Annotated in this window: 21 protein-coding genes and 1 other RNA gene; 11 read left to right on the forward strand and 11 right to left on the reverse strand. The window is 56.2% G+C overall.

Going from position 1 to position 21,540, the window contains the following annotated elements; genetic code table 11:
• Nucleotides 1–4: 4 nt before the first annotated feature.
• Nucleotides 5–526: a cysteine hydrolase family protein gene (locus tag Q0775_RS05865; RefSeq protein WP_298858423.1), complete on the forward strand. Its 522-nt coding sequence runs from the start codon at nt 5–7 to the stop codon at nt 524–526.
• Here the strand turns inward: Q0775_RS05865 and Q0775_RS05870 are convergent.
• From Q0775_RS05870 to Q0775_RS05890, 5 genes are all read right to left on the reverse strand, one after another.
• Nucleotides 523–2,103, reverse strand: a complete 1,581-nt coding sequence (locus Q0775_RS05870) for an ABC transporter ATP-binding protein (protein ID WP_298858424.1) — start codon at nt 2,101–2,103, stop codon at nt 523–525. The two genes, Q0775_RS05865 and Q0775_RS05870, sit on opposite strands and share 4 nt — an antisense overlap.
• Nucleotides 2,103–3,215, reverse strand: a complete 1,113-nt coding sequence (locus Q0775_RS05875) for an ABC transporter permease (RefSeq protein ID WP_298858425.1) — start codon at nt 3,213–3,215, stop codon at nt 2,103–2,105. Before Q0775_RS05875 ends, Q0775_RS05870 begins: the two co-directional genes overlap by 1 nt.
• Nucleotides 3,215–4,369 (reverse strand): microcin C ABC transporter permease YejB, encoded by a 1,155-nt coding sequence (locus tag Q0775_RS05880; protein ID WP_298858426.1) that lies wholly within the window; start codon nt 4,367–4,369, stop codon nt 3,215–3,217. The genes Q0775_RS05875 and Q0775_RS05880 overlap by 1 nt, the downstream gene beginning before the upstream one ends.
• Before the next feature lie 6 nt (nt 4,370–4,375).
• Nucleotides 4,376–6,211, reverse strand: a complete 1,836-nt coding sequence (locus tag Q0775_RS05885; protein ID WP_298859960.1) for an ABC transporter substrate-binding protein — start codon at nt 6,209–6,211, stop codon at nt 4,376–4,378.
• A 268-nt stretch (nt 6,212–6,479) separates the two neighbouring features.
• Nucleotides 6,480–6,980 (reverse strand): c-type cytochrome, encoded by a 501-nt coding sequence (locus Q0775_RS05890; protein ID WP_298858427.1) that lies wholly within the window; start codon nt 6,978–6,980, stop codon nt 6,480–6,482.
• A gap of 128 nt (nt 6,981–7,108) precedes the next feature.
• Between Q0775_RS05890 and Q0775_RS05895 the strand changes: the two genes are divergently transcribed.
• The gene (locus Q0775_RS05895) at nt 7,109–7,963 is read left to right on the forward strand and encodes a prephenate dehydratase (RefSeq protein ID WP_298858428.1); all 855 of its coding nucleotides are present in this window, start codon (nt 7,109–7,111) and stop codon (nt 7,961–7,963) included.
• Nucleotides 7,964–7,969: 6 nt separating this feature from the next.
• Here Q0775_RS05895 and Q0775_RS05900 read toward each other — a convergent pair whose 3' ends face one another.
• Entirely contained in the window at nt 7,970–8,437 is a 468-nt protein-coding gene (locus Q0775_RS05900; protein WP_298858429.1) for an SRPBCC family protein, read from the reverse strand.
• A gap of 108 nt (nt 8,438–8,545) precedes the next feature.
• Complete coding sequence (gene nudC / locus Q0775_RS05905; RefSeq protein ID WP_298858430.1) at nt 8,546–9,514, reverse strand: NAD(+) diphosphatase; 969 nt, start codon at nt 9,512–9,514, stop codon at nt 8,546–8,548.
• A 108-nt stretch (nt 9,515–9,622) separates the two neighbouring features.
• Here nudC and Q0775_RS05910 point away from each other — a divergent pair, with 108 nt between their 5' ends.
• Both Q0775_RS05910 and ffs read left to right on the forward strand, forming a co-directional pair.
• Nucleotides 9,623–11,443, forward strand: a complete 1,821-nt coding sequence (locus Q0775_RS05910; protein ID WP_298858431.1) for a 5'-nucleotidase C-terminal domain-containing protein — start codon at nt 9,623–9,625, stop codon at nt 11,441–11,443.
• 37 nt (nt 11,444–11,480) lie between these two features.
• An RNA gene (ffs, locus tag Q0775_RS05915) (signal recognition particle sRNA small type) lies at nt 11,481–11,578 on the forward strand.
• Between the two features lie 137 nt (nt 11,579–11,715).
• Here the strand turns inward: ffs and Q0775_RS05920 are convergent.
• Nucleotides 11,716–12,552 (reverse strand): neutral zinc metallopeptidase, encoded by an 837-nt coding sequence (locus tag Q0775_RS05920; RefSeq protein ID WP_298858432.1) that lies wholly within the window; start codon nt 12,550–12,552, stop codon nt 11,716–11,718.
• Nucleotides 12,553–12,733: 181 nt separating this feature from the next.
• Between Q0775_RS05920 and Q0775_RS05925 the strand changes: the two genes are divergently transcribed.
• The 4 genes from Q0775_RS05925 to recR all read left to right on the forward strand — a co-directional run bounded on the left by Q0775_RS05925 (nt 12,734) and on the right by recR (nt 15,891).
• A complete protein-coding gene (locus Q0775_RS05925) occupies nt 12,734–14,479 on the forward strand; it encodes a DNA polymerase III subunit gamma/tau (protein ID WP_298858433.1) in 1,746 nt (581 codons plus the stop codon).
• A complete protein-coding gene (locus Q0775_RS05930) occupies nt 14,479–14,883 on the forward strand; it encodes a hypothetical protein (RefSeq protein WP_298858434.1) in 405 nt (134 codons plus the stop codon). The genes Q0775_RS05925 and Q0775_RS05930 overlap by 1 nt, the downstream gene beginning before the upstream one ends.
• Nucleotides 14,868–15,212, forward strand: coding sequence for a YbaB/EbfC family nucleoid-associated protein (locus Q0775_RS05935; protein WP_298858435.1), 345 nt, complete (start codon nt 14,868–14,870; stop codon nt 15,210–15,212). Before Q0775_RS05930 ends, Q0775_RS05935 begins: the two co-directional genes overlap by 16 nt.
• A gap of 85 nt (nt 15,213–15,297) precedes the next feature.
• Entirely contained in the window at nt 15,298–15,891 is a 594-nt protein-coding gene (gene recR, locus Q0775_RS05940) for a recombination mediator RecR (RefSeq protein WP_298858436.1), read from the forward strand.
• Between the two features lie 66 nt (nt 15,892–15,957).
• On the opposite strand, the gene Q0775_RS05945 is transcribed toward recR, so the two are convergent.
• On the reverse strand, nt 15,958–16,719 hold the full coding sequence (locus Q0775_RS05945) for a DUF1013 domain-containing protein (RefSeq protein WP_298858437.1): 762 nt from the start codon (nt 16,717–16,719) through the stop codon (nt 15,958–15,960).
• A gap of 128 nt (nt 16,720–16,847) precedes the next feature.
• Between Q0775_RS05945 and Q0775_RS05950 the strand changes: the two genes are divergently transcribed.
• Complete coding sequence (locus tag Q0775_RS05950; protein ID WP_298858438.1) at nt 16,848–17,486, forward strand: ribonuclease T2; 639 nt, start codon at nt 16,848–16,850, stop codon at nt 17,484–17,486.
• A 112-nt stretch (nt 17,487–17,598) separates the two neighbouring features.
• Here Q0775_RS05950 and Q0775_RS05955 read toward each other — a convergent pair whose 3' ends face one another.
• Complete coding sequence (locus Q0775_RS05955; RefSeq protein ID WP_298858439.1) at nt 17,599–18,585, reverse strand: NAD(P)H-quinone oxidoreductase; 987 nt, start codon at nt 18,583–18,585, stop codon at nt 17,599–17,601.
• A 130-nt stretch (nt 18,586–18,715) separates the two neighbouring features.
• Between Q0775_RS05955 and Q0775_RS05960 the strand changes: the two genes are divergently transcribed.
• Together Q0775_RS05960 and Q0775_RS05965 are read left to right on the forward strand one after the other, a co-directional pair.
• Nucleotides 18,716–19,909 (forward strand): AMP-binding protein, encoded by a 1,194-nt coding sequence (locus Q0775_RS05960; RefSeq protein ID WP_298858440.1) that lies wholly within the window; start codon nt 18,716–18,718, stop codon nt 19,907–19,909.
• The gene (locus tag Q0775_RS05965) at nt 19,906–21,006 is read left to right on the forward strand and encodes an acetyl-CoA C-acyltransferase (protein ID WP_298858441.1); all 1,101 of its coding nucleotides are present in this window, start codon (nt 19,906–19,908) and stop codon (nt 21,004–21,006) included. The genes Q0775_RS05960 and Q0775_RS05965 overlap by 4 nt, the downstream gene beginning before the upstream one ends.
• Here Q0775_RS05965 and Q0775_RS05970 read toward each other — a convergent pair.
• Entirely contained in the window at nt 20,995–21,540 is a 546-nt protein-coding gene (locus tag Q0775_RS05970; protein WP_298859962.1) for a biotin transporter BioY, read from the reverse strand. The two genes, Q0775_RS05965 and Q0775_RS05970, sit on opposite strands and share 12 nt — an antisense overlap.

Genomic DNA, 21,540 nt, shown 5'->3' on the forward strand with positions numbered 1-21,540 from the left:
AAACATGAAAACTGCACTTATTATTGTAGATATTCAGAACGATTACTTCACCGGCGGTCTGTGGCCGGTGGAGCAGATGGATGATGTCGCCAATGTTGCCGCTGAAATTCTAGCAAAATCCCGTGCGGCGCAGAATGTCATCATTCATATTCGCCATGAGGCGCTTTCAGAAACCGCGCCCTTCTTTCGGCCAGGGACATGGGGCGCTGAAATACACCCCACGGTCGCGCCAATTCCACAAGAACAGGTCATCCTCAAACACCGTCCGAACAGTTTTCATGAAACCAATTTACACAGGCAGCTTCAGTTGCAGGGCGTCACTCATGTTAAAATCATTGGCGCTATGAGCCAGATGTGCATTGATGCCACTGCGCGTGCCGCACGCGATCTAGGCTATGACGTGACTGTCGTGGCAGACGCCTGCGGTGCAAAATCCACCAGCTTTGGCGGCGTCAAACTGACCGCTCCTCAGGTACAAGCGGCGTTCATGTCGGGACTAAAACAGGCATATGCCACAGTGATCTAGGTCGCGGCCTGTAGGAGAGTGCGGGTGTATTCCGTCTGTGGGTTGTCATATAGCGCGTCAACATCGCCGTATTCCATCACATCACCGCGCTTCATCACCATAACCTTGTGCGACATGGCCCGCACAACGCGCAGGTCATGGCTGATAAACAGGTAGGCCAGACCGTACTTGACCTGCAAATCGCGCAAAAGATCAACGATTTGAACTTGGACCGTCATATCAAGCGCTGAGGTCGGCTCATCCAGTACAAGTAAGCGGGGGCGCAAGACCATTGCACGGGCAATAGCGATACGCTGGCGTTGACCGCCCGAGAACTCATGCGGGTAGCGGTCCATCGTGGCAGGGTCGAGGCCAACTTCGACCATGACGTCATGCACCAACTCACGTTTGTCACGGTCAGGGTCCACTTTATGAATACTCAGACCCTCCGCAATGATCTGCATACAAGTCATACGTGGCGAAAGGCTGCCGAAGGGGTCCTGAAACACGATCTGCATGTCCTTGCGCAGGCGCCGAAGTTCCTTGGTAGACCACTTACGCACATCGTCTCCCATGAAGGTGATGCCCCCCTTTGACGCGATCAGGCGCATCACGGCCAGCGCTAGCGTAGTTTTACCCGACCCGCTCTCGCCCACGATGCCAATCGTCTCACCCGCCCGGACGGAAAAGGAGGCGTCATTGACGGCCTTCACATATCCCACAGTGCGGCGCAGCAATCCTTGTTGTATCGGGAACCAGATTTTGAGGTTCTTGGTTTCGGCAATCACTTCTGCGCCTTCAGGCACCGGTGCAGGACTGCCCGTCGGCTCCGCCCCCAACAGCTTTTGGGTATAGGGATGCTGCGGGCTGTCAAAAATTTCTGCAGTTGGCCCCTGCTCAACTATTTCGCCGTGCTGCATGACGCACACACGATCGGCAATGCGCCGTACCACGCCTAGGTCATGAGTGATGAATAAAAGGCCCATGCCTTCGCTGTCTTTCAGCTCTTTCAGCAGGTTAAGAATTTGCGCTTGAATGGTCACATCAAGTGCCGTTGTCGGCTCATCCGCAATCAGCACGTCAGGCTTGTTCGCAAGCGCCATTGCGATCATCACACGCTGGCGCTGTCCGCCCGACAACTGGTGTGGATACGAGCCCAACCTGCTTTCAGCGTCGTGGATACCCACCTTGAGCAGTAGGTCCAGAATACGCCGGTGTAACGCAGCACCAGTCAGCCCTTGGTGCAGGGTCAAGCTCTCCGCCAGTTGTTTGTCAATCGTGTGAAGCGGGTTGAGCGAGGTCATCGGCTCTTGGAAAATGAAACTAATATCATTGCCGCGCACTTTGCGCAGCAGCGCATCATTGGCGCCGATCATCTGCTGCCCATCATAGGTGACGGACCCTTCAACATGCGCTGTATCGCCAAGCAGACTCACAGTACTCAGCGCCGATACCGACTTACCCGAGCCGCTCTCGCCTACGAGCGCCACCGTCTCGCCGCGCTCCACATGGAAAGAGATCCCCTTAACCGCAGGCGTTAGCTTCCCATCCTGCCGAAACGACACGCGCAGGTCTTTTACATCCAAGAGCGGGCTCATCAGCTAAACGTCTTTCTGGGGTCAAACGCGTCGCGGATACCCTCAAATATGAACACCAACAACGACAACATGATCGCAAAGGTGAAGAAGGCGGTGAAGGCAAGCCAAGGCGCTTGCAGGTTCTGCTTGGCCTGCAAGGTCAACTCCCCGAGCGAGGGTGCAGAGGATGGCAAGCCGAAGCCCAAGAAGTCGAGCACAGCCAGAGAGGAAATCGTGCCCGTGATCAGAAAGGGCAGCATCGTAAGCGTGGCAACCATCGCATTCGGCAGCATGTGACGGAACATAATCGTGACGTTGCCCACACCCAATGCTCGCGCAGCACGCACGTACTCAAGGTTTCGCGCCCGCAAGAACTCCGCACGTACAACACCGACCAGTGATGTCCAACTAAACAGCACAAGCAAGAACACAAGGAGCCAAAAACTTCTCCCCAGTATCGCGAACATGATGATGATCACATAAAGGGACGGTGTGGACGTCCATATCTCGATCACCCGCTGGAAAATCAGATCAAGCCAGCCGCCAAAGAACCCCTGCACCGCACCCGCCGCAATGCCGATGATGGTGCTGAGGCCAGTAACCAGAAGCGTGAACACGATGCTCAGGCGGAAGCCGTGAATGACCCGCGCCAGCACATCCCGCTTGGTCCCATCCGTGCCGAGCAGGTTCTCACCGTTGGGCGGCAGAGGGGCCGCACCGGGGCGGTCTACGGCAGTGTCAAAGCTGTAGGGAATCGGCGGCCAGATGGCCCAGCCCTTCTGGAAACCCTCGGTGCTGGTGTCAAAAGACCCGGCGTCAATCTGATCCACAATCCCTTCCGGATCGTCAAAACAGTCCTCCAGACCACCGCTGGCTATCAGGCACTTCACCTCTGGATCGCGGTAGGCCGCTTCGGTTTGGAAATCTCCACCAAATTCAGTCTCGGCATAGAATTTGAAGATCGGCATATACATTTCGCCGCGGTAGTTCACGAGGATAGGTTTATCATTCGCCAAAAACTCGGCGAACAGCGACAGAGTGAACACCACTGCAAAAACCCAAAGTGACCAATAGGCACGGCGGTTGCGTGTGAAATTACGCCAGCGGCGTTGATTGAGCGGAGAAAGTGCCATCAGCCTTCCCTCTTCTCAAAATCAATGCGCGGATCAACCAACACATACATCAGGTCAGAGATAATACCGACCACAAGGCCGATCAGGCCAAAGATGAACAGCGTCCCAAAGACGATGGGATAGTCCCGCGCGACGGCCGCTTCAAAACCCAACCGTCCCAAACCATCAAGCGAGAAGATCGTTTCGATGATCAGTGAAGAGCCAAAGAACACCCCGATAAATACCGCCGGAAAGCCTGCAATCACGATCAACATCGCGTTGCGGAAAACGTGACCATAAAGAACCTTGCTCTCGGACAACCCCTTGGCACGGGCAGTCATCACATAGTGTTTTTTAATCTCGTCAAGAAAGCTGTTCTTGGTCAGCAGCGTCAGCGTCGCAAAGGCGGAAATCGTCGAGGCCAATACGGGAAGCGTAATGTGCCAAGCATAGTCCTTTACCTTGCCCCATGCGCTCAACTGATCAAAATTATCAGACGTCAGGCCCCGCAGCGGAAACAGCTCGTAACATGTCGGGTTGAATGTCGCGCCACTGGGCCACGCATCCGCAAGACCGGGAATACGGAAACAGTTTGCAGGAACAAACAGAACCAGCAGCAGGATCGCAAACAGGAAACCGGGAATGGCATAGGCCGCAATAATCGCTCCCGATGTCCATGTATCAAAGCGTGATCCATCGCGCACAGCCTTCTTGATCCCAAGCGGGATAGATATCAGATATGCAATCAGCGTAGACCACAGCCCAAGCGTGATCGACACGGGCAGTTTCTCTTTAATCAGATCAATAACAGAGATCGAGCGGAAGTAACTCTCTCCAAAATCGAACTGCATATAATTCCAGAGCATGTTGAAAAAGCGCTGCACTGGCGGCTTGTCAAAGCCGAACTCTTTCTCCAGCTCTGCAATGAACTCGGGCGGCAGGCCACGTGCACCGACATATTCGCTGTCGGAGCCGCGCTGAAAATCAGCACCTCCGCCGCCATCATTGCTGCCCCCTGCAAAACCGCCAAAGACGTCGCCGCCTCCTTGAATACGTGCGATCGCTTGCTCAACAGGGCCACCGGGAACAAACTGTACCAGCGCAAAGTTTACCAGCATGATCCCGAACAAAGTGACAGGGATCAGCAAAAGCCGTCGAAGAATATACGCGCCCATAAATGGCTACCTCAGCACACCAGCATCACGCAATTTTTGCGCTTTGTCGGCGTTGTACCACCAGAAATCAAGATGTCCCAGCGCATAGGGCGGCATGTTTTCAGGATGCTCGAACATGTCATAATAGGCCACCCAATAACTGTCATTATACCAAACCGGAATCATAAACAGCTCGTAACGCAGCGCCCGATCAAGTGCCGTAATGGCTGTATTCTCTTCTTCCGCAGTTTTTGCGTTGAGAGAGATATCAATGATCGCATCTACCAGCGGGCTTGCAAGGCCCGCGGGGTTAAACAGTGAAAATGCCGCCGCTTCTGAGCCATAGTATTGCAGCAAACCAGTCCCGGTTCCGAGTATCGCGGCATACTGGTCAAATACCAGATCATAGTCACGATCCCGCTCACGGGCTGTGTATTGCGAGCTGTCGACCTTCTCCAGCTTAGCGTTAATGCCGATTGCTTGGAGGTTACTTACAAAGTTCTCAATGACCGCGGAAAGGGTTGGAGAACTTGAAGAGTTAAACAGGAAGTTGATCTCAAGAAGATCCCCAGTAGCATTGCGGCGCTTGCCATCAACAACGGACCAGCCTGCTTCATCCAGCAAATCACTCGCCGCGCGGCGGTTGTTGCGGTCCAGCAATCGTGTGGGCCGTGAGGTATGTGGCACGACAGCGTCTTCGGCGAGCATATCAGCGGGAACCAGATCTCCCAAAGACTGCAACAGGGCAAGCTCTGCACCTTGAGGTTTTCCCTGAGCCATTAACGGAGTGTCTTGGGAAAATGACGCGCGCTGCTTGAACAGTCCGTACTGCAAGCTCTCGTTTGTCCATTCAAAGTTGAACATCTGTGCAATCGCTTGACGGATGCGTTTATCCTTCAGAACCTCACTACCCAAGTTAAAGATGATGCCCGTCGGCACAGGGGGAGAGCCATCGGACAGTTCTTTTTTTATAATAAATCCGTTCTGGGCTTTAGGGAATTCATAGTCTGCTGCCCATTTACGGGAGTCAGTCTCTTGGCGGAAGGTGTAAAGGCCAGTCTTGAAACCTTGAAATGACGCGGTGTCATCGGTCATGATCTCTTGGCGAATGCGGTCAAAATTGTTGCGCCCTACATTAAAGGGCAGGTCCTTCCCCCAATAGTCTTCACGCCGCTCCAAAACGATCGACCGACTTAGGTCGGCGGAAACTATTTTGTAGGGGCCAGACCCGATGGGCAGTTTATCGCCGCGCCAGTCGTCAGACATTTTCACGCCCGTCTTCTCGAACCATGCTTTCGACCAGATCGGGCCGTTGCCCGCTGAGGCGATCAAACTACGGCGCGGAATACCGTCCGCAAACGAGAATTTGACGGTGTAGTCATCAAGCGCTTCAACTGACAGCACCCGCTTGCGAATCCCATCTGCAGCCGATTTCAAGCCGCCATCAAGATAGAAGTTATGAGAAAATACAACGTCATGCGCTGTAACGGGAGAACCATCCGAGAACTTTGCATTCTTGCGTATGTTGAAAATTACCCAAGATTTATCAACAGGATATTCAAGGGTTTCGCACAGGAGGCAGTAGTATTCGGCATAGACATCAGCGGGCGCGGGCTCATAACTTGGTGCGCGGCCCAATACGCCTTCGTAATGCATAACGGAGAATAGACCCGCACGCCCTTTGCCGTTGTAAGGATTCATTGAATCAACCGAGCTGGCACGCGCCACGGAAATTTCCCCGCCCTTAGGTGCATCAGGATTCACATACTCAAAGTGGGGGTAGTCGGCTGGATATTTCAAATCACCATAAAAGGAATATCCATGGCTCTTGATAATCTCGCCAGCTTCCTCCGCTTGCGCCATGCTTCCAAACACCACCGCAAATGCTGTTGCGATCACAGCAGACCACCGCTTTGCTTTGAAATTCTGGCGTGTTGAAGCGGGAACAATAGACGTCATGGGCGAGCTCCTGAGAACGGGTGGATTAATAATCTGTTCAGTTATGTAGGCTAAAGGCCGCATGCGCCAAGATACAAGTTGCAAGTCTGTGATCTGAACAAAATCTAGCGCAAAACAGCAAAAAGGCCGCCCTCGGGCGACCTTTTGTATCATCCTGCTCGAAAGGCTGAGATCAGTTATCGAGGCTATCGAGGTATGCGATCACATCCGCGCGATCCTCGGATTTGTTCAAGCCTGCAAAACCCATTGTTGTACCAGGTGCCCATGCGCTTGGCTTTTCAAGGAAGGCGTAAAGGTTTTCGGGGGTCCAGACATCGGCGACTGCTTCGAGCGCACCAGAATACTCAAACCCTTGTGCCGCATCGATTTCGCGACCAACAACGCCGTAAAGGTATGGGCCAGTTGCGTTCGCGCCCGCTTCAACTTTGTGACAGGCTGTGCACTTGCGGAATACTTTTGCACCATTGTCGATGGATGCAGCGGCCATACGCTCTTCAAACGGCACTTCTGGCTCAGCCTCCGCAGGCTCATCGCCTTCAACGGCGATCGCATAGGAAGGTTCGCCATGCAATGAGGCGTGATACATTTCTTCGCCAGCCCACTTGCCCAGCAAGAGAACCAGCCATGCGCCCAGCACACCAGCGGCAATTTTTGTGAATGTCGTTGAATCCATGGGTCCGTCCATCGCTTTGAATTGATCTATCGTTGGGGGGCTATCTATTGCTTTCCCTCTGCGCAAGCAAGGTATAGTTACCGCGACCAATCGACCATCTGTGTAGGTTTTTACAAAGGAACGATGTGATGACCACAAACAAGCCTGTGCGCATCGCCTTTCAAGGTGCATTGGGAGCTTATAGTCACGAGGCCTGTTTGCAGGCGCGGCCTGATGCCCTGCCTGTCCCCTGCACCACATTCGAGGGAGTGCTGCGGGCCGTGCGCGAGGGGCGTGCCGACCTCGCAATGCTTCCCGTCGAAAATACAACATACGGCCGTGTGGCCGATATTCATCGCCTTTTGCCAGAGAGCGGCATGCACATCATCGACGAGGCATTTGTCCGCGTCCGCATCGCCCTGATGGCAAAACCCGGCGTCACCCTTAACCAGATCAAGCATGTACGCGCCCATCTGGTCCTGCTGCCCCAAGCGCGCGCATACCTTGAGGCCAATGGCATTACGTCAGAACCAGCCGCCGACAGCGCAGGAGCTGCCGAAGAACTGGCCGCTGGCGGTCCTGCGCATGAAGGGGTGCTGGCCAGTGCAGTTGCCGCAAGAATCCACGGACTTGAGGTACTGATCGACGGCATCGAAGACCTTGAGCACAACACCACACGCTTTTTGCTCATGGCACCCGACATTGACCTGACGCGCCGCGGTGACAAGATGATGACCACTTTTGTTTTCGAGGTCCGCAACATTCCTGCCGCCCTCTACAAAGCAATGGGCGGCTTTGCCACCAACGGAGTCAACATGACAAAACTGGAGAGCTATATGGTCGGCGGTTCTTTTACCGCAACCCAATTCTATGCGGATATCGAAGGGCACCCTGACGATCCCGCCGTTCAGCGTGCGCTCGAAGAGCTGGGCTATTTTACCAATATGCTTGAAATTCTCGGGGTCTATCCTGCCCATCCGGGCCGATGGGATATTCCGGCTTAGGTTTGGCTATGCTCCGCGCTGATAACGCTCTTCCAGTGTTTTGGCGAATTCAGCCGCACGCAATTTGAATTTCTTGGTCAGTGACGTTTTGGCCAGTTTGAGCGATTGCACCAAAAGACGCGCGGACAGATTAAGCGGCTTGATGTCGAACGACAGCATAATGCGCGTCCGGTTTTTAGACAGCGCCACCAATTCGGTGGTCATCATCGTCATCAATCCAGGAGAGCGGCATTCGAAAACCATCTCGTTTGGCTTGTCGAATGTGACCATCTCAACCTCGACCTGACGGCGCTTGCCGCGCAAATTAAAGGTCGCACGCCATGACATGCCGATACCCGCAAACGTTTTTGTATCCGTCCGCTGCACCTCGGCCCCACGGCGCATCGCGGCACGCTCGAACGTTTCAAAATCGCACAACATATCAAAAACAGCGTCAATCGGTGCCTCAATGTCTTCCTTGGTCGAGAATTTCATGTCTGCCCTGTCTTCATTATTTTGTTGCCCGATACCCATATTCTAAGGCGGGGCTGTCATCGGTCAACCGTCACACTGCTGCAAATAGTAACAATAATTAATATGTCCTCAATCAAGGGTATCAGAAAGCCATCGCTCAATCAAAAAATGCGCAATCGCACCCTTGCGCGCTGGCATAATTTCGGGGTGATGCCCTTGGCTGACTGTCATCATTTCCTCACGGGTGACCCATCGCGCATCCTCAATCTCGACAGGATCGATGTTTATTTCGCTGCTGGTTGCATTACCCCAACATCCGAACATCAATGACGCTGGGAAAGGCCAAGGCTGACTGGCGAGATATCCCACCTCACCAACCCGCACACCTGCTTCTTCAAAAACCTCACGCCGTACCGCCGCTTCCAGCGTCTCACCCGGTTCCACAAATCCTGCAAGCAGCGAATACATGCCCTGCGGCCACCCCGGAGAGCGACCAACCAGCACAGAATTTCCATGTGTGATCAGCATGATAACAACGGGGTCTGTACGCGGAAAATGGGATGCACCACAAGAGCCGCAGGTCCTCTGCCAACCTCCATGGGTGATCTCGGATTCAGATCCGCATTTTGCGCAAAAACGGTGGATGTCATGCCAGCAGAACACCGCCCGTCCCGCCGCAGCAAGTTCCGCATCGCGCGGGTTTAGCCATGTCATCACGCGGCGCAGTTCGGCAAAGACCATCCAGTCGGGCAACGCAGGGTGGCGCTGCTCGCTAGGGTCTAGAAATCCACCCAAACTCCCCTCATCCAACCCCTCAGGTTCCCAGGCGGACAGATCGATAGCAAAGGTCGGGCCGCCCTCTTCACGCCCCAGGAGGATTGGCACGCGTGAGGCATCTTTGAGAGCTACATGATCCAATGGCAAACGGATCAGCCCCGCAGGCCGTTCTACTGACATCAACGGCTTTCCACGCCAAAATACAATCGCACGTGCCGTGGGATCAGCTGCCGCATCGGCCATAGCCTGCGGATTCCCACGCAACTCTCCTGCACGGTCAAGGCCGGAGCCACCAAATGTAACATGTTCTGCGTTTTTCACGTCTTAATCCTTCGTTTCTTTACAGGCCCGACCATCAACACCCTCGAATAAAGGGTTGCACACCCATAATTCCATTTACCACCTCAACCTACGATGGTAATTTGCCTTATGAGTGCGCCTGACACCCAAAAGAAGACATCTCCTCGCGTACGCATAAGGTTGTTGGCGACGACGGATTTGCACGGCCATCTCTTGCCCCATGACTACATCAAGGACCAGCCAACACAAGGCGGCGGCTTGGCAGGTTTGGCACGACTCATCACTGAGGCGCGAGACAGTGCGCGTATTGAAGGCATGCCTGTTATCCTTTTAGATAACGGTGACACCTTTCAGGGTACGCCGCTTGCAACCTATTTGGCAGATTGCGCCGTAGACGTGGACCACCCGATTGTTGCGGCACTCAACCATCTGAAATATGATGCGTTGGGTCTTGGCAATCACGACCTTGACCACGGCCTGCCCTACCTCAGGGCTGTCGCATCAAGACTGGACATGCCCATCCTCAATTCGAACCTGCGCAACATCGACATCAGCCCCTTGCAGCAAAGCACGCTGTTGCCGGTTTACCTTGACGCTGATGCACCAGCTCCGCTCACGCTTGGCGTCCTTTCCGTCCTCCCCCCTCAAAGCGCCGCATGGCAAAGCCACCATCTCGCGTGCAGAACTTCGCTTGAGCAGCCCGCCGCCGCAATCGCCACTGGCGCGGCGGCACTGCGGCGTAACGGTGCTGATCTGATTGTGGTTCTGGGCCATATGGGTGTGGGCAGAATCGACGGAAGCAATAATGATGCACGTGCCGCCCACAGCTTGGTTGAGACAGGGGAAATCGATGCCCTGATCCTTGGACATACCCACCGGCGACTTCCCTCCACCGATTATGCAAGCCGCGAAGGTGTCGATTTTCAGAAAAGCACAGTGGGCAATGTACCCACCATTATGGCGGGACATGCAGGGTCTGACTTGGGGATAATGGACCTAACCCTTGTTCATGATGAGAAAACCGGATGGCGCATACTGGATCACCATGCGTACCTGCGGCCCAACGGGGGTAACGTAAAGCCTGATCCGTTTGTGGTAGAAATCGCTCAAACAACACATGAAACAGTTAGATGCCACCTCACCGAACAGGTGGCGACCACACCGACACATCTTCACAGCTATTTCTCACTGATGCGCCCCGCCCCGACCCAACAACTTACAGCGCTTGCGCAATATCGCCAAGTCCGCGATGCTTTGCGCGATGGTCCCTTTGGGGATCTGCCCGTGCTCAGCTGCGCCGCAGCCCATGGCGCAGGGGGACGTGATGGGCCGGCAAATTATGTGAATATTCCCGCCGGACCAGTTCTGCGGCGTCACATTGCAGGTCTCAATCCTTTCGCAAACCAGACCGTTGGCCTTCGCATAACGGGTGCGCAGTTGAAAAACTGGTTGGAGCATGCAGCCCTGCTCTTCAATTTATTGCGCCCCGACGCGCCCGCCCAAATGCTGATTGATAGGGACATTCCCGCCTTTCAATTCGATACGATCTTTGGGCTTCACTACCAAATTGATCCCAGTGCATCCCCATTGAACCGCATTTCCCAGCTTGAATTTGGCGGCAACCCTCTGCAACCCGATCAAGAGTTCATCCTAGCAACCAACAGGTTTCGTGCATCAGGCGGCGGCGGGTTCCCGATACTGCCTGCCAGCCTGCTTGCTTGCCGCGTAGGCACGCAGCTTGGGGAAACGATGATCGAAGTGCTGAATTCAACGGATCCACAGCCATGGGATACAAACCCGCCATGGCGATTCGCCCCACTAGGCGGTGTGGAGGCCATTGTTCTCACCCATCCAGAAGCGCTTCATTCGATCTCAGAGATTTCCCATCTTAAACCAAAATCCCAAGGGACGACGCCAGAAGGCTTCATCCGACTTTCCGTTACGCTCTAGTCTTGCAGCCGAGCGCGTCATTGCCTATATGAAATTCTGAGAGGTTGGTGCGGGCAGGTGCCTCGCCAACCTGGTCAGAGCCGGAAGGCAGCAGCCACAACGAGTCCCACTTGGGTCGTTATCAATCTCTCACCTAGTCACATGCTGCAAAGCAGGATGTGACAGCCGGTAAGGGCATTCAGAGAATGCTCCCGAAAGGGTCAGTTTCAAATCAAATATACTGCCATCTTTGGGCAAAAGCGCACATTGCGAGCGATATTATCCCGCCGGCCTCACAACCGCGCCGCTGCAAACGTATCACATTGCCCGACATCACCACTGTCAAACCCGCGTCCGAACCATCCCGCACGCTGCGCGGAGGTGCCGTGCGTAAACGTATGCGGCTGCGGAACACGCCCCGCCTGACGTTGCAAATGATCATCCCCGATTTTTCGGGCCGCATTGAGCGCTTCTTCCAGATCGCCCCGCTCCATCAGTCCCTTAACATTCCGCGCCCAAATCCCCGACAGACAATCCGCCATCAGCTCCAATCGCACGGTCAGTGCATTTGCTTCCGCCTCGGAGGCCCGCTGCCGCGCCGCATTCACTTTGGGCAGAATACCCAACTCGTTTTGGACATGATGCGCCACTTCATGCGCGATGACATAAGCCGCCGCAAAATCGCCACCCGCGCCCATCTGGCGGTCCAGCGCCGTGAAAAATTCAGTGTCGAGATATGCTGTGTCATCGGCCGGACAATAGAAAGGGCCTGTAGCGCCGTTGGCGCCGCCACAAGGGCTTTGCGTTACGCCAGAGAAAATCAACAACTTGGGCGGGGCATAAGTGCGACCAAGTTGATCGCGAAATACTGCTGCCCAAACATCTTCGGTAGTGGCTAAAACCTGCGCGCTGAACTCAACAGATGCTTCGTCAGGCATGCTTCCAATACTCTGCTCTTGCTGGACATTGCCTCCTTGCAACAGCGGAGAGACATCAATGCCCGTGAAATAGCCGATGGCCAACACGGCAAGGACCCCCACAACCCCAAGGCCCCCTTTTGCACCCAAACTGCGCCGACCGCCGCCACGTACTTCTACATTCTTACTGCGCCGAATCCCTCTGAGCCGCATATCACCCATCCTTTGCCGATTATTCGGCACTACCATGGCATCATTGTGAGTGCAGTGCCATCACCCTGTGCCGTTGCGAAATAAGCAGCGCCATCGCGCCACAATATGATGTGCCCCGTTGCCCCCACCGCCTGCACCGCCTACCTTGGAAGCACTTCCCGAATCCAACTTCAGGACACTCATGTCAGACGCCACCGCCTACCGCGTACTCGCGCGCAAATACCGCCCCGAGACCTTCACCGATCTGGTGGGGCAAGAAGCGATGGTGCGCACGCTGAAAAACGCGTTTGAAGCAGACCGCATTGCCCAGGCCTTCATCATGACGGGCATCCGCGGCACAGGGAAAACCACCACTGCCCGCATTATCGCAAAAGGCATGAATTGCATTGGCACTGACGGCACTGCAGGCCCCACAACAGAGCCTTGCGGCCAATGCGAGCATTGCAGCGCAATCATGGAAGGCCGCCATGTCGACGTGATCGAAATGGACGCCGCATCGAATACAGGCGTGGCCAACATCCGCGAAATCATCGACTCTGTACACTACCGCGCGGCCTCGGCCCGTTACAAAGTATACATCATCGATGAGGTGCACATGCTCTCCACAGGGGCGTTCAACGCCCTGTTGAAGACCCTTGAAGAGCCGCCAGAACACGTAAAATTCATCTTCGCCACAACCGAGATTCGCAAAGTGCCCGTCACGGTCCTGTCCCGCTGCCAACGGTTCGATCTGCGCCGCATCGAGCCTGAAGTGATGATCGCCTTGCTGCAAAAGATCGCTGGCGCTGAGAATGCGGAAATTGCAGATGATGCCCTCGCCTTGATTACCCGCGCCGCCGAAGGCTCCGCCCGCGATGCGACCTCCCTGCTGGACCAAGCGATCAGCCACGGCGCAGGCGAGACAACAGCCCTTCAAGTCCGCGCCATGCTGGGGCTCGCCGACCGCGCGCGTGTGCTCGACTTGCTCGACATGATCTTGCGCGGCGATGCAGCAGGGGCATTGACCGAGATCGGCGCGCAATATGCCGAAGGGGCCGACCCGATGGCCGTCCTGCGCGATCTGGCCGAGATTACGCATTGGATCAGCGTGGTGAAAATCACGCCCGACGCCGCCGAAGACCCGACAATATCGCCTGAGGAGCGCGACCGTGGCCGCCAGATGGCAGATGCCCTGCCCATCCGTGTCCTCACCCGCCTGTGGCAAATGCTGCTCAAAGCGCTGGAGGAAGTCTCCGCCGCACCGAACGCAATGATGGCCGCCGAAATGGCGATCATCCGCCTGACCCATGTGGCCGATCTGCCGTCACCCGACGAGCTTGTGCGCACGCTGCAAAACACACCCGCCCCCACGGGTGGCAACACGCTGCCTACTGGTGCAGCCCCGCAAAGCAATGGTGCCCAAGCCGTAAGCCACGCCCAAACCCGCATGGCATCCCAGCCGAACGCGGCAGGCCAAACAACTGCACTGGCACGCGCCCCTGATGCCGCCCTCGCGCATTATCCAACCTTCGAACACGTGCTGGAACTCATCCGCCACAACCGTGATGTGAAACTGCTCGTCGAGGTTGAGACCTCCCTCCAACTCGCGGCTTACCAGCCAGGCCGGATTGAGTTTGTTCCAACCGATGCAGCCCCCCGCGACCTTGCGCAACATCTTGGAAACAAACTGCAACTGTGGACAGGCAACCGCTGGGCCGTTACAGTCGTCAACTCGGGCGGCGCCCCCACCATCGCCTCCTTGCGCGATGAAAAAGACAACGCATTGCGCGCTGACGCCACAGCACATCCATTGATGCAAGCCGTCCTCGCCCAATTCCCGCAGGCAAAGATCACCAGTATTCGCACCGCCCAAGATATCGCCGCCGCAGCAGTGAGCGAGGCCCTGCCCGAAGTCGAGGATGAATGGGATCCCTTCGAGGACAGCTGATGCGCCGCCTGTGGGTTTTCGTACTGATGTTTCCAACTGCCGCCTTTGCCGAAGTATGCGATAAAGAGCGCCCCTTGTGGACCGGCACCCCAACAACCGCATGGTCCGAAGCCATCATCCTGCTGACCTACCCCTCCCAGATTGTTCTGCTTACCGCGACCATGTTTGCAATGTGGTACGGCTGGCGGATTGCTTGCTTTATCTTCGCCCTGATATGGGTCGCCTTCATCCCTATTATGCTGACCCGCGATCTTGATGACATGACATGGGAAGCATCCCAAGAAGGATGTATTAGCTCGCCCATCTTGTTCATGGGCTTATGTGGTGCCATATCTGTGCTAAGCTTTTATGCCGCCTTCAGAAGGCGCAAAACCAAAAAGGATACGACATGCTCAAAGGACTAGCAGGCCTCGGCGATATGGCCGGAATGATGAAAAAAGCCCAAGAGATGCAGGGCAAGATGGCCGAGATGCAGGAAGAAATGCACAATATCATGGTCACAGGCGAATCTGGCGCTGGCCTTGTGAAAGCCACCTGCACCGCCAAGGGCGAGCTAAAAGGTCTCGACATAGATCCGTCCATCTTTAACGGCGACGACAAGGAAGTCGTCGAAGACCTAATCCTCGCCGCGATTAAAGACGCCCAAGGCAAAGCATCCGAGCGTGCCGCCGAAGAGATGGGCAAACTGACCGAAGGCATGGGCCTTCCCGCAGGCATGAAGCTACCATTTTAGCGCCAATTCAACGCATTGGTGACAGTGTTAACGCCCATTATATTTCTATGCGCGTTACCACTCCCCATTGTCGGAGCACGAAACCTTGAGCAGCACCCGCGACATCGACGCCCTGATCGAGCTGATGGCCAAACTCCCTGGCCTCGGCCCCCGTTCGGCGCGCCGTGCGGTGCTGCACCTCATCCGCAAACGTGCGCTATTGCTCACTCCATTGGCCGACACCATGCAGACAGTCGCGGCAACAGCACGGGAATGCCTCAACTGCGGTAATGTCGGCACGGCGGACATCTGCGACATCTGTGACAGCAACAAACGCGCCAACGGCGAGCTTTGTGTGGTCGAGGATGTGGCCGACCTCTGGGCGATGGAGCGCTCAGGCGTTTTCAAAGGGCGCTACCATGTTCTAGGTGGCACGCTCTCGGCCCTCGACGCGATAGGCCCGCAAGAGCTGCGGATCCCCCGCCTCATTGACCGCGTCCAAAGCGAAGGGATCACTGAAGTCATCCTCGCTCTCAACGCTACCATAGACGGCCAAACAACCGCTCATTACATCGCCGATCAGCTTGACGGACAGGTTCAACTGACCTCTCTGGCCCAAGGCGTGCCCATCGGCGGCGAACTCGATTATCTTGACGACGGGACAATCACCGCCGCCATGCGTGCACGCAAACAGATCTAGCCCAAACATACGAAAAGGGCGCTCCAAGCGGAACGCCCTCTACAAAAACCTGAATGTCAGACGCGCTTACTTTGCGTCGTCTTCCTCATCATCATCGCCATCAGGGATGTTGAAAAAGCTCTCCGCATCTGCGAAATCGCTGTCTTTCTTCTCGTCCTCCTCGTCGGACACATCTGTGGAAAGTGTGAATGTCTCCAGTCCTTCAATCGCTGACGGGATCTTAGGCTCTGTGTCCATGCCAAGGCTCTGCTCGGTGCTGACCAGCTTGCGACGCTCGTCATCAGACATAACGCCCCCCTCGGCTGCCTTCTTGGCAGCTGCTTTTTGCACCATTGCATCCAGCTCGGACTGCTTACACAGACCCAAAGCAACGGGATCAATCGGTTGGATGTTGGAGATGTTCCAGTGGGTGCGCTCACGGATCGCCTGAATGGTCGGCTTGGTTGTGCCAACCAGCTTGCTCACTTGCGCATCCGACAATTCGGGATGGAATTTCACCAGCCACAGGATGGAAGCAGGACGGTCCTGACGTTTGGACAATGGCGTATAACGCGGACCACGGCGCTTTTCTTCACCAGCAGCAGCAGCGTTGAACTTCAGCTCCAGCTTGTGCAGCGGATTGTCCTGCGCTTTGTTGATCTCTTCTTGCGTCAGCTGGTTGTTGGCAATCGGGTCAAAACCTTTGACGCCAGCAGCCACATCACCGTCCGCGATGCCCTGCACTTCCAACTCATGCATACCGACAAAATCGGCGATCTGCTTGAAATTGATGGTCGTGTTATCCACCAGCCATACTGCGGTGGCTTTCGCCATAATCGGTTTGCCCATGTCTCTCTCCTCTAAACGCACCTTCCCCGTCGCCTGACTTAGGCTGTCCTGGCAGGCCAGAACCGTTTCCAATTTGGGGGAACTTATGGCTTATATAGAGAATGGCACTCCATAAGGAAAGACCCCAGATGCGCCCCATTTTACTCAGCCTGATCCTGTTGCTCACAGCATTATCCGCCCGTGCAGAAGGAGAACGCGCAGGCGACTTCGATTATTACGTCATGGCACTCAGTTGGTCAGCAAACTGGTGCGCCCTTGAGGGTGATGCCCGCAATTCCCCGCAATGCGACACTTCCGAGGACCACGGTTGGATTCTCCATGGCCTCTGGCCGCAATTCCACCGCGGCTACCCCTCATTTTGCCAAACGGCAAAACGTCCCCCCTCACGCGGTATGACGGCTGATATGGCTGATATCATGGGCACGGGTGGCCTTGCATGGCACCAATGGAAAAAGCACGGCACCTGCACCGACCTGAGTGCGTCAGACTACTACGACCTGTCCCGCAAAGCCTATGCCACCATCACCCGCCCCGCGATCTTCCGCAAACTCGACCGCGCTGTGAAGCTCCCCGCCTCCGTGGTTGAGGACGCATTTCTTAAAGACAATCCAGACCTAACCCGCAACAGCATTACCATCACCTGCCGCCAAGGTTATATCCAAGAAGCACGCATCTGCCTGTCAAAAGAGCTTAGCCCCGTCCCCTGTGGCCGCGAGGTGATCAAAGATTGCTCTCTGAGAGACGCCATTTTCACCCCCCTGCGCTGACCTCGTCTCCACTTGGAAAATTAAACTCAAATCCCAAACGAAAAGCCGAACGCAGTCTCCCGCGTCCGGCCCTGACTAAAGGTTTAATCGCGCGAAAACCGCATCCTTTGGATCAGCCGCCGACCTTGAGCACAATCTTCCCGATGTGCTGGCTGGCCTCCATGTGCGCATGTGCTCCCGCCGCGTCCTCGAATGCAAACTCACTGTCCATCACGGGTGCAATGCGCCCTGCATCGAGCAACGGCCAGACTGCCTCGCGCAACTCGGTCGCAATGCCAGCCTTGGCCAGATCCGACTGCGGCCGCAAGGTCGAGCCTGTCATCGTCAGCCGCTTCATCATCAGAGGCGCAAAGTTAATTTCGGCTTTCGGTCCACCAAGGAACGCGATCTGCACCAGACGTCCCTCCATATCCAGCGCATCAATATTGCGCGCTATGTAAGAACCGCCAACCATATCAAGGATCACATCCGCGCCACCTTCGGCTTTCATCACTTCGACAAAATCCTCTTCGCGGTAGTTGATCGCACGCTCCGCGCCTAGTTCAACACAGGCCGCACATTTCTCGGCATTGCCCGCTGTCACAAATACTCGCGCACCAAAAGCATTCGCCAGCTGGATCGCCGTCGTCCCGATCCCGCTAGAGCCACCATGAATCAAAATCCGCTCACCCGCCTTGAGCCCACCACGCATGAACACGTTGGACCAGACGGTAAAGAAGGTCTCGGGCAGACAAGCCGCCTCCTTCATCCCCATGCCCTTTGGCACGGGCAGGCAATGGGCCGCTGGCGTCATGACATACTCGGCATAGCCACCACCCGGCAGCAAGGCACAGACATGATCTCCAATGGCCAGACCACTCACACCCTCCCCAATCGCCACAACTTCACCAGAGGCCTCCAGCCCTGGAAGATCACTGGCAGTAGGAGGCGGCGCATAGGCTCCAGCGCGTTGCAGCGCATCAGGACGGTTCACACCCGCCCACGCCACTTTGAGCACAACCTGCCCCTGCCCTGCCTGTGGCATCGGGCGCTGCGTTTCTTTCAGCACCTCTGGCCCACCGGGTTTGGTAATTTCGATGGCACGCATCATCTGGGTCATGGTCGGCTCCTCCAAACTATTTCAATCTTGCCCACACCATAAATACGCACCGACTAGTGTACAGCCCCATATGGCCAGCACGCCTTCGCTTTGCTACATCTCACCACAATCGCGTAACAAGGATGCCAACATGCCGCTGCCCCGTTTCCATTGGCATCCAGATGCACGCGTCTTTCTAGATGTGCATCAAGTAACGAAAGCCACCTCTCCCCCGCCTCTCGCAGCCTCCCCCGTGACACAGGCGCTCCAGGTGGTGGAGAAAGCCCTTACAAACCAAACCCCCTTCTGCGTGAGCGACACGGCACCGCCGCCTCTCGACCATCTCGATCCGGCATGGTTTGCGACCCTCACAGGCGGCACCTCCGGTCCGCCCAAAGTCATCGCCCGTAGCCAAGCATCTTGGATCGCCAGCTTTCACACCAACGCGTCACAGTTTGCATATTCCCCTACCGACAGCATAGCCGTGCTCGGCGCGCTCACCCATTCGCTTGCTCTTTATGGCCTCCTCGAAGGGCTGCACCTTGGTCACGATGTCCACATCCTCTCCGGCTCAAAGCCCACTGCGCAAAGCAACGCACTGCGCCAAAGCCACTGCACCATCCTCTACGCCACACCCACTCAACTTCACCTCCTGCCAATTGGCACGATTCTGCCCGACATCCGCCTCATCCTCTGCGGCGGCGGTACGCTAAACCGTGCAACCCGCAACCATATCCACACCATCTGTCCCAACGCGGCGCTGCATGTTTTCTATGGCGCAGCCGAGACAAGCTTTATCACGCTGAGCGATGCGCAGGCGCCCGAAGGGTCCGTAGGACGCGCCTATCCAGATGTCGAGATCGAAATCCGCACCGCCGACAGCATGGGAATAGGTCTCATCTGGGTACGCAGTCCCTATCTGTTTGAGGGATATCTGAAAGGCGAAAGCTCCCACACCCAGCGTGATGGCGACTGGCTCACCGTCGGGGAATATGGGACCATGGATGAGCAGGGGTATCTGTATTTGCGGGGTCGTGCGGGGCGCATGATCAATATCGCCGATACGGCCGTCTTCCCCGAAGAACTCGAAGCACAGATCGCAGCAATGCCCGAAATGCCAAATTGCGCCATTCTTGTCCGACTTGATGCAATGCGTGGGCGACATCTCGTTGCAGTGATTGAGGAATCTGACAACCCTCAACTCCGCGACAGGCTTATGACCTATTGCAAGCAACAGGGCCTGATCGCGCCACGCACTATCGAGTTTATGAAATCATTCCCACTGCTGCCCTCGGGCAAACCCGACCTCACCCGCATCGCAGCCCTCACAGGATGCGTTTTATGACCGCGCGGATCATCGCCGCCTGCCGCAGCGCCGTTGTCCCGCGCGGCGGTGCCTTTGCCGCTCTAACCCTCGATCAACTCGGCGCACCCATCCTCTGCGCTGCCCTGACCCATGCAGGCATCGATCCTGTACAAGTAGATGAAGTCATCGTTTCAAACGCCATCGGCGGTGGCGGCAATCCTGCACGCCTTATAACCCTCGCCGCAGGCCTCCCCGAACGCATCGCGGGCCTCAGCATCGACCGCCAATGCGCAGGCGGCCTCGACGCGCTGCTGCTCGCCAAAGCAATGGTGGAAAGTGGTGCCGCCGATGTTGTCGTCGCAGGCGGGGTTGAAAGCTATTCCCGCCGCCCCCAACGCCTTCAAACCTTTGCAGATGAACGCCCGCCCGCACCCTACGACCAGCCGCCCTTCGCCCCATGGCCCGACCGCGATCCTGACATGGCAGACGCCGCAGACGCCCTCGCCACCGCCTATGGCATCACCCGCGTGGACCAAGACGAATGGGCCATCCAAAGCCATGCAAAAGCCTGCACCGCCAAACCATCCCCCGATGGAATAATCCCCATCGAGGGCCAGCACACCGACCCCTTCACCCGCAACATGACTCAAGCACTAACCACCCGCGCCAAAGTCATCAGCGGCACCATCACCGCCGCCAATATGGCCGTTGCCGCCGATGCCGCTGCATTTTGTGTGGTAGTCTCAGCGCGGATGGCCAAGCAGCTTGGCACTCAAGGCATCACTCTGCTTGGTGGGGTAACCAAGGGCGACAAACCCGAACTCCCTGGCATCGCGCCTATCGCTGCAATAGAAGCGGCTTTCGCCAAAACGGGGCTTAGCGTGAACGACATCACCCATGCGGAAGTCATGGAAGCATTCGCCGTGCAAGCCATCGCCTGCGTGCACGGCGCGAACCTCGATCCCGCCTGCGTGAACATCAGTGGCGGCGCGCTCGCACGTGGCCACCCCATCGGCGCATCAGGCACCATCAACGCAGTATGCCTCTATCACGAATTGCTCAGAGAAGGCGGCACTGGTCTCGCCACCATCGCCGCAGCGGGCGGCATCGCAACGGCGTTGATCTTAACTGCGTGACAACACGCTATGGGGCCGCGCACGAAACAATGCCGCCGTAATCAACCCCGCAAAAACCGCCTTGATCAGATCACCTGGAATAAACGCCGTCACCAAAAGGGCGGCCTCAATCGCGGATCTGTCCAGCACAATCGCAAGTCCTGCAATCCCGAAGATATAGAGCGCAACGACACCGCCAAAAACTGACGCTATCCCTGCGGCCCAACCGACAGGCAACCCACGCAACCGCTCCATCACCAGACCCGTCACAAACGCCGCCACAGGAAAACCGATCAAAAATCCCGCCGTCGGTGCCGTAAACAGTCCCAAACCACCGCGTCCACCTGCCAACAACGGGAGCCCGATCGCAACCAGCCCGACAAAAAGCAGCGCAGCATAGCCGCCACGCTTTGCCCCCAGAACTGTGCCACACAACATCACCCCAAGGCTTTGCGCCGTAATCGGTACGCCAAAAGCCAGCGTCAGTTGCGGGATCAGACCCAGCGCTGCGATCAATGCCGTAAAAAGAGCGATCAGCGCTACGTTTCGTTCCAT

This window comes from uncultured Sulfitobacter sp. (assembly GCF_947499945.1).
Taxonomy (GTDB): domain Bacteria; phylum Pseudomonadota; class Alphaproteobacteria; order Rhodobacterales; family Rhodobacteraceae; genus Sulfitobacter.

What these genes read in the sequence shown, in the direction of transcription:
- Q0775_RS05960 (WP_298858440.1), top strand. Translation starts at nt 18,716, where the DNA reads ATGCCGCTGCCCCGTTTCCATTGGCATCCAGATGCACGCGTCTTTCTA.
- Q0775_RS05950 (WP_298858438.1), top strand. Translation starts at nt 16,848, where the DNA reads ATGCGCCCCATTTTACTCAGCCTGATCCTGTTGCTCACAGCATTATCC.
- Q0775_RS05920 (WP_298858432.1), bottom strand. Translation starts at nt 12,552, where the DNA reads ATGCGGCTCAGAGGGATTCGGCGCAGTAAGAATGTAGAAGTACGTGGC.
- Q0775_RS05885 (WP_298859960.1), bottom strand. Translation starts at nt 6,211, where the DNA reads ATGGCGCAAGCGGAGGAAGCTGGCGAGATTATCAAGAGCCATGGATAT.
- Q0775_RS05945 (WP_298858437.1), bottom strand. Translation starts at nt 16,719, where the DNA reads ATGGGCAAACCGATTATGGCGAAAGCCACCGCAGTATGGCTGGTGGAT.
- Q0775_RS05900 (WP_298858429.1), bottom strand. Translation starts at nt 8,437, where the DNA reads ATGAAATTCTCGACCAAGGAAGACATTGAGGCACCGATTGACGCTGTT.
- Q0775_RS05870 (WP_298858424.1), bottom strand. Translation starts at nt 2,103, where the DNA reads ATGAGCCCGCTCTTGGATGTAAAAGACCTGCGCGTGTCGTTTCGGCAG.
- Q0775_RS05895 (WP_298858428.1), top strand. Translation starts at nt 7,109, where the DNA reads ATGACCACAAACAAGCCTGTGCGCATCGCCTTTCAAGGTGCATTGGGA.
- Q0775_RS05925 (WP_298858433.1), top strand. Translation starts at nt 12,734, where the DNA reads ATGTCAGACGCCACCGCCTACCGCGTACTCGCGCGCAAATACCGCCCC.
- Q0775_RS05910 (WP_298858431.1), top strand. Translation starts at nt 9,623, where the DNA reads ATGAGTGCGCCTGACACCCAAAAGAAGACATCTCCTCGCGTACGCATA.
- Q0775_RS05880 (WP_298858426.1), bottom strand. Translation starts at nt 4,369, where the DNA reads ATGGGCGCGTATATTCTTCGACGGCTTTTGCTGATCCCTGTCACTTTG.
- Q0775_RS05930 (WP_298858434.1), top strand. Translation starts at nt 14,479, where the DNA reads ATGCGCCGCCTGTGGGTTTTCGTACTGATGTTTCCAACTGCCGCCTTT.
- Q0775_RS05935 (WP_298858435.1), top strand. Translation starts at nt 14,868, where the DNA reads ATGCTCAAAGGACTAGCAGGCCTCGGCGATATGGCCGGAATGATGAAA.
- Q0775_RS05890 (WP_298858427.1), bottom strand. Translation starts at nt 6,980, where the DNA reads ATGGATTCAACGACATTCACAAAAATTGCCGCTGGTGTGCTGGGCGCA.
- Q0775_RS05970 (WP_298859962.1), bottom strand. Translation starts at nt 21,540, where the DNA reads ATGGAACGAAACGTAGCGCTGATCGCTCTTTTTACGGCATTGATCGCA.
- Q0775_RS05875 (WP_298858425.1), bottom strand. Translation starts at nt 3,215, where the DNA reads ATGGCACTTTCTCCGCTCAATCAACGCCGCTGGCGTAATTTCACACGC.
- Q0775_RS05955 (WP_298858439.1), bottom strand. Translation starts at nt 18,585, where the DNA reads ATGACCCAGATGATGCGTGCCATCGAAATTACCAAACCCGGTGGGCCA.
- Q0775_RS05865 (WP_298858423.1), top strand. Translation starts at nt 5, where the DNA reads ATGAAAACTGCACTTATTATTGTAGATATTCAGAACGATTACTTCACC.
- Q0775_RS05965 (WP_298858441.1), top strand. Translation starts at nt 19,906, where the DNA reads ATGACCGCGCGGATCATCGCCGCCTGCCGCAGCGCCGTTGTCCCGCGC.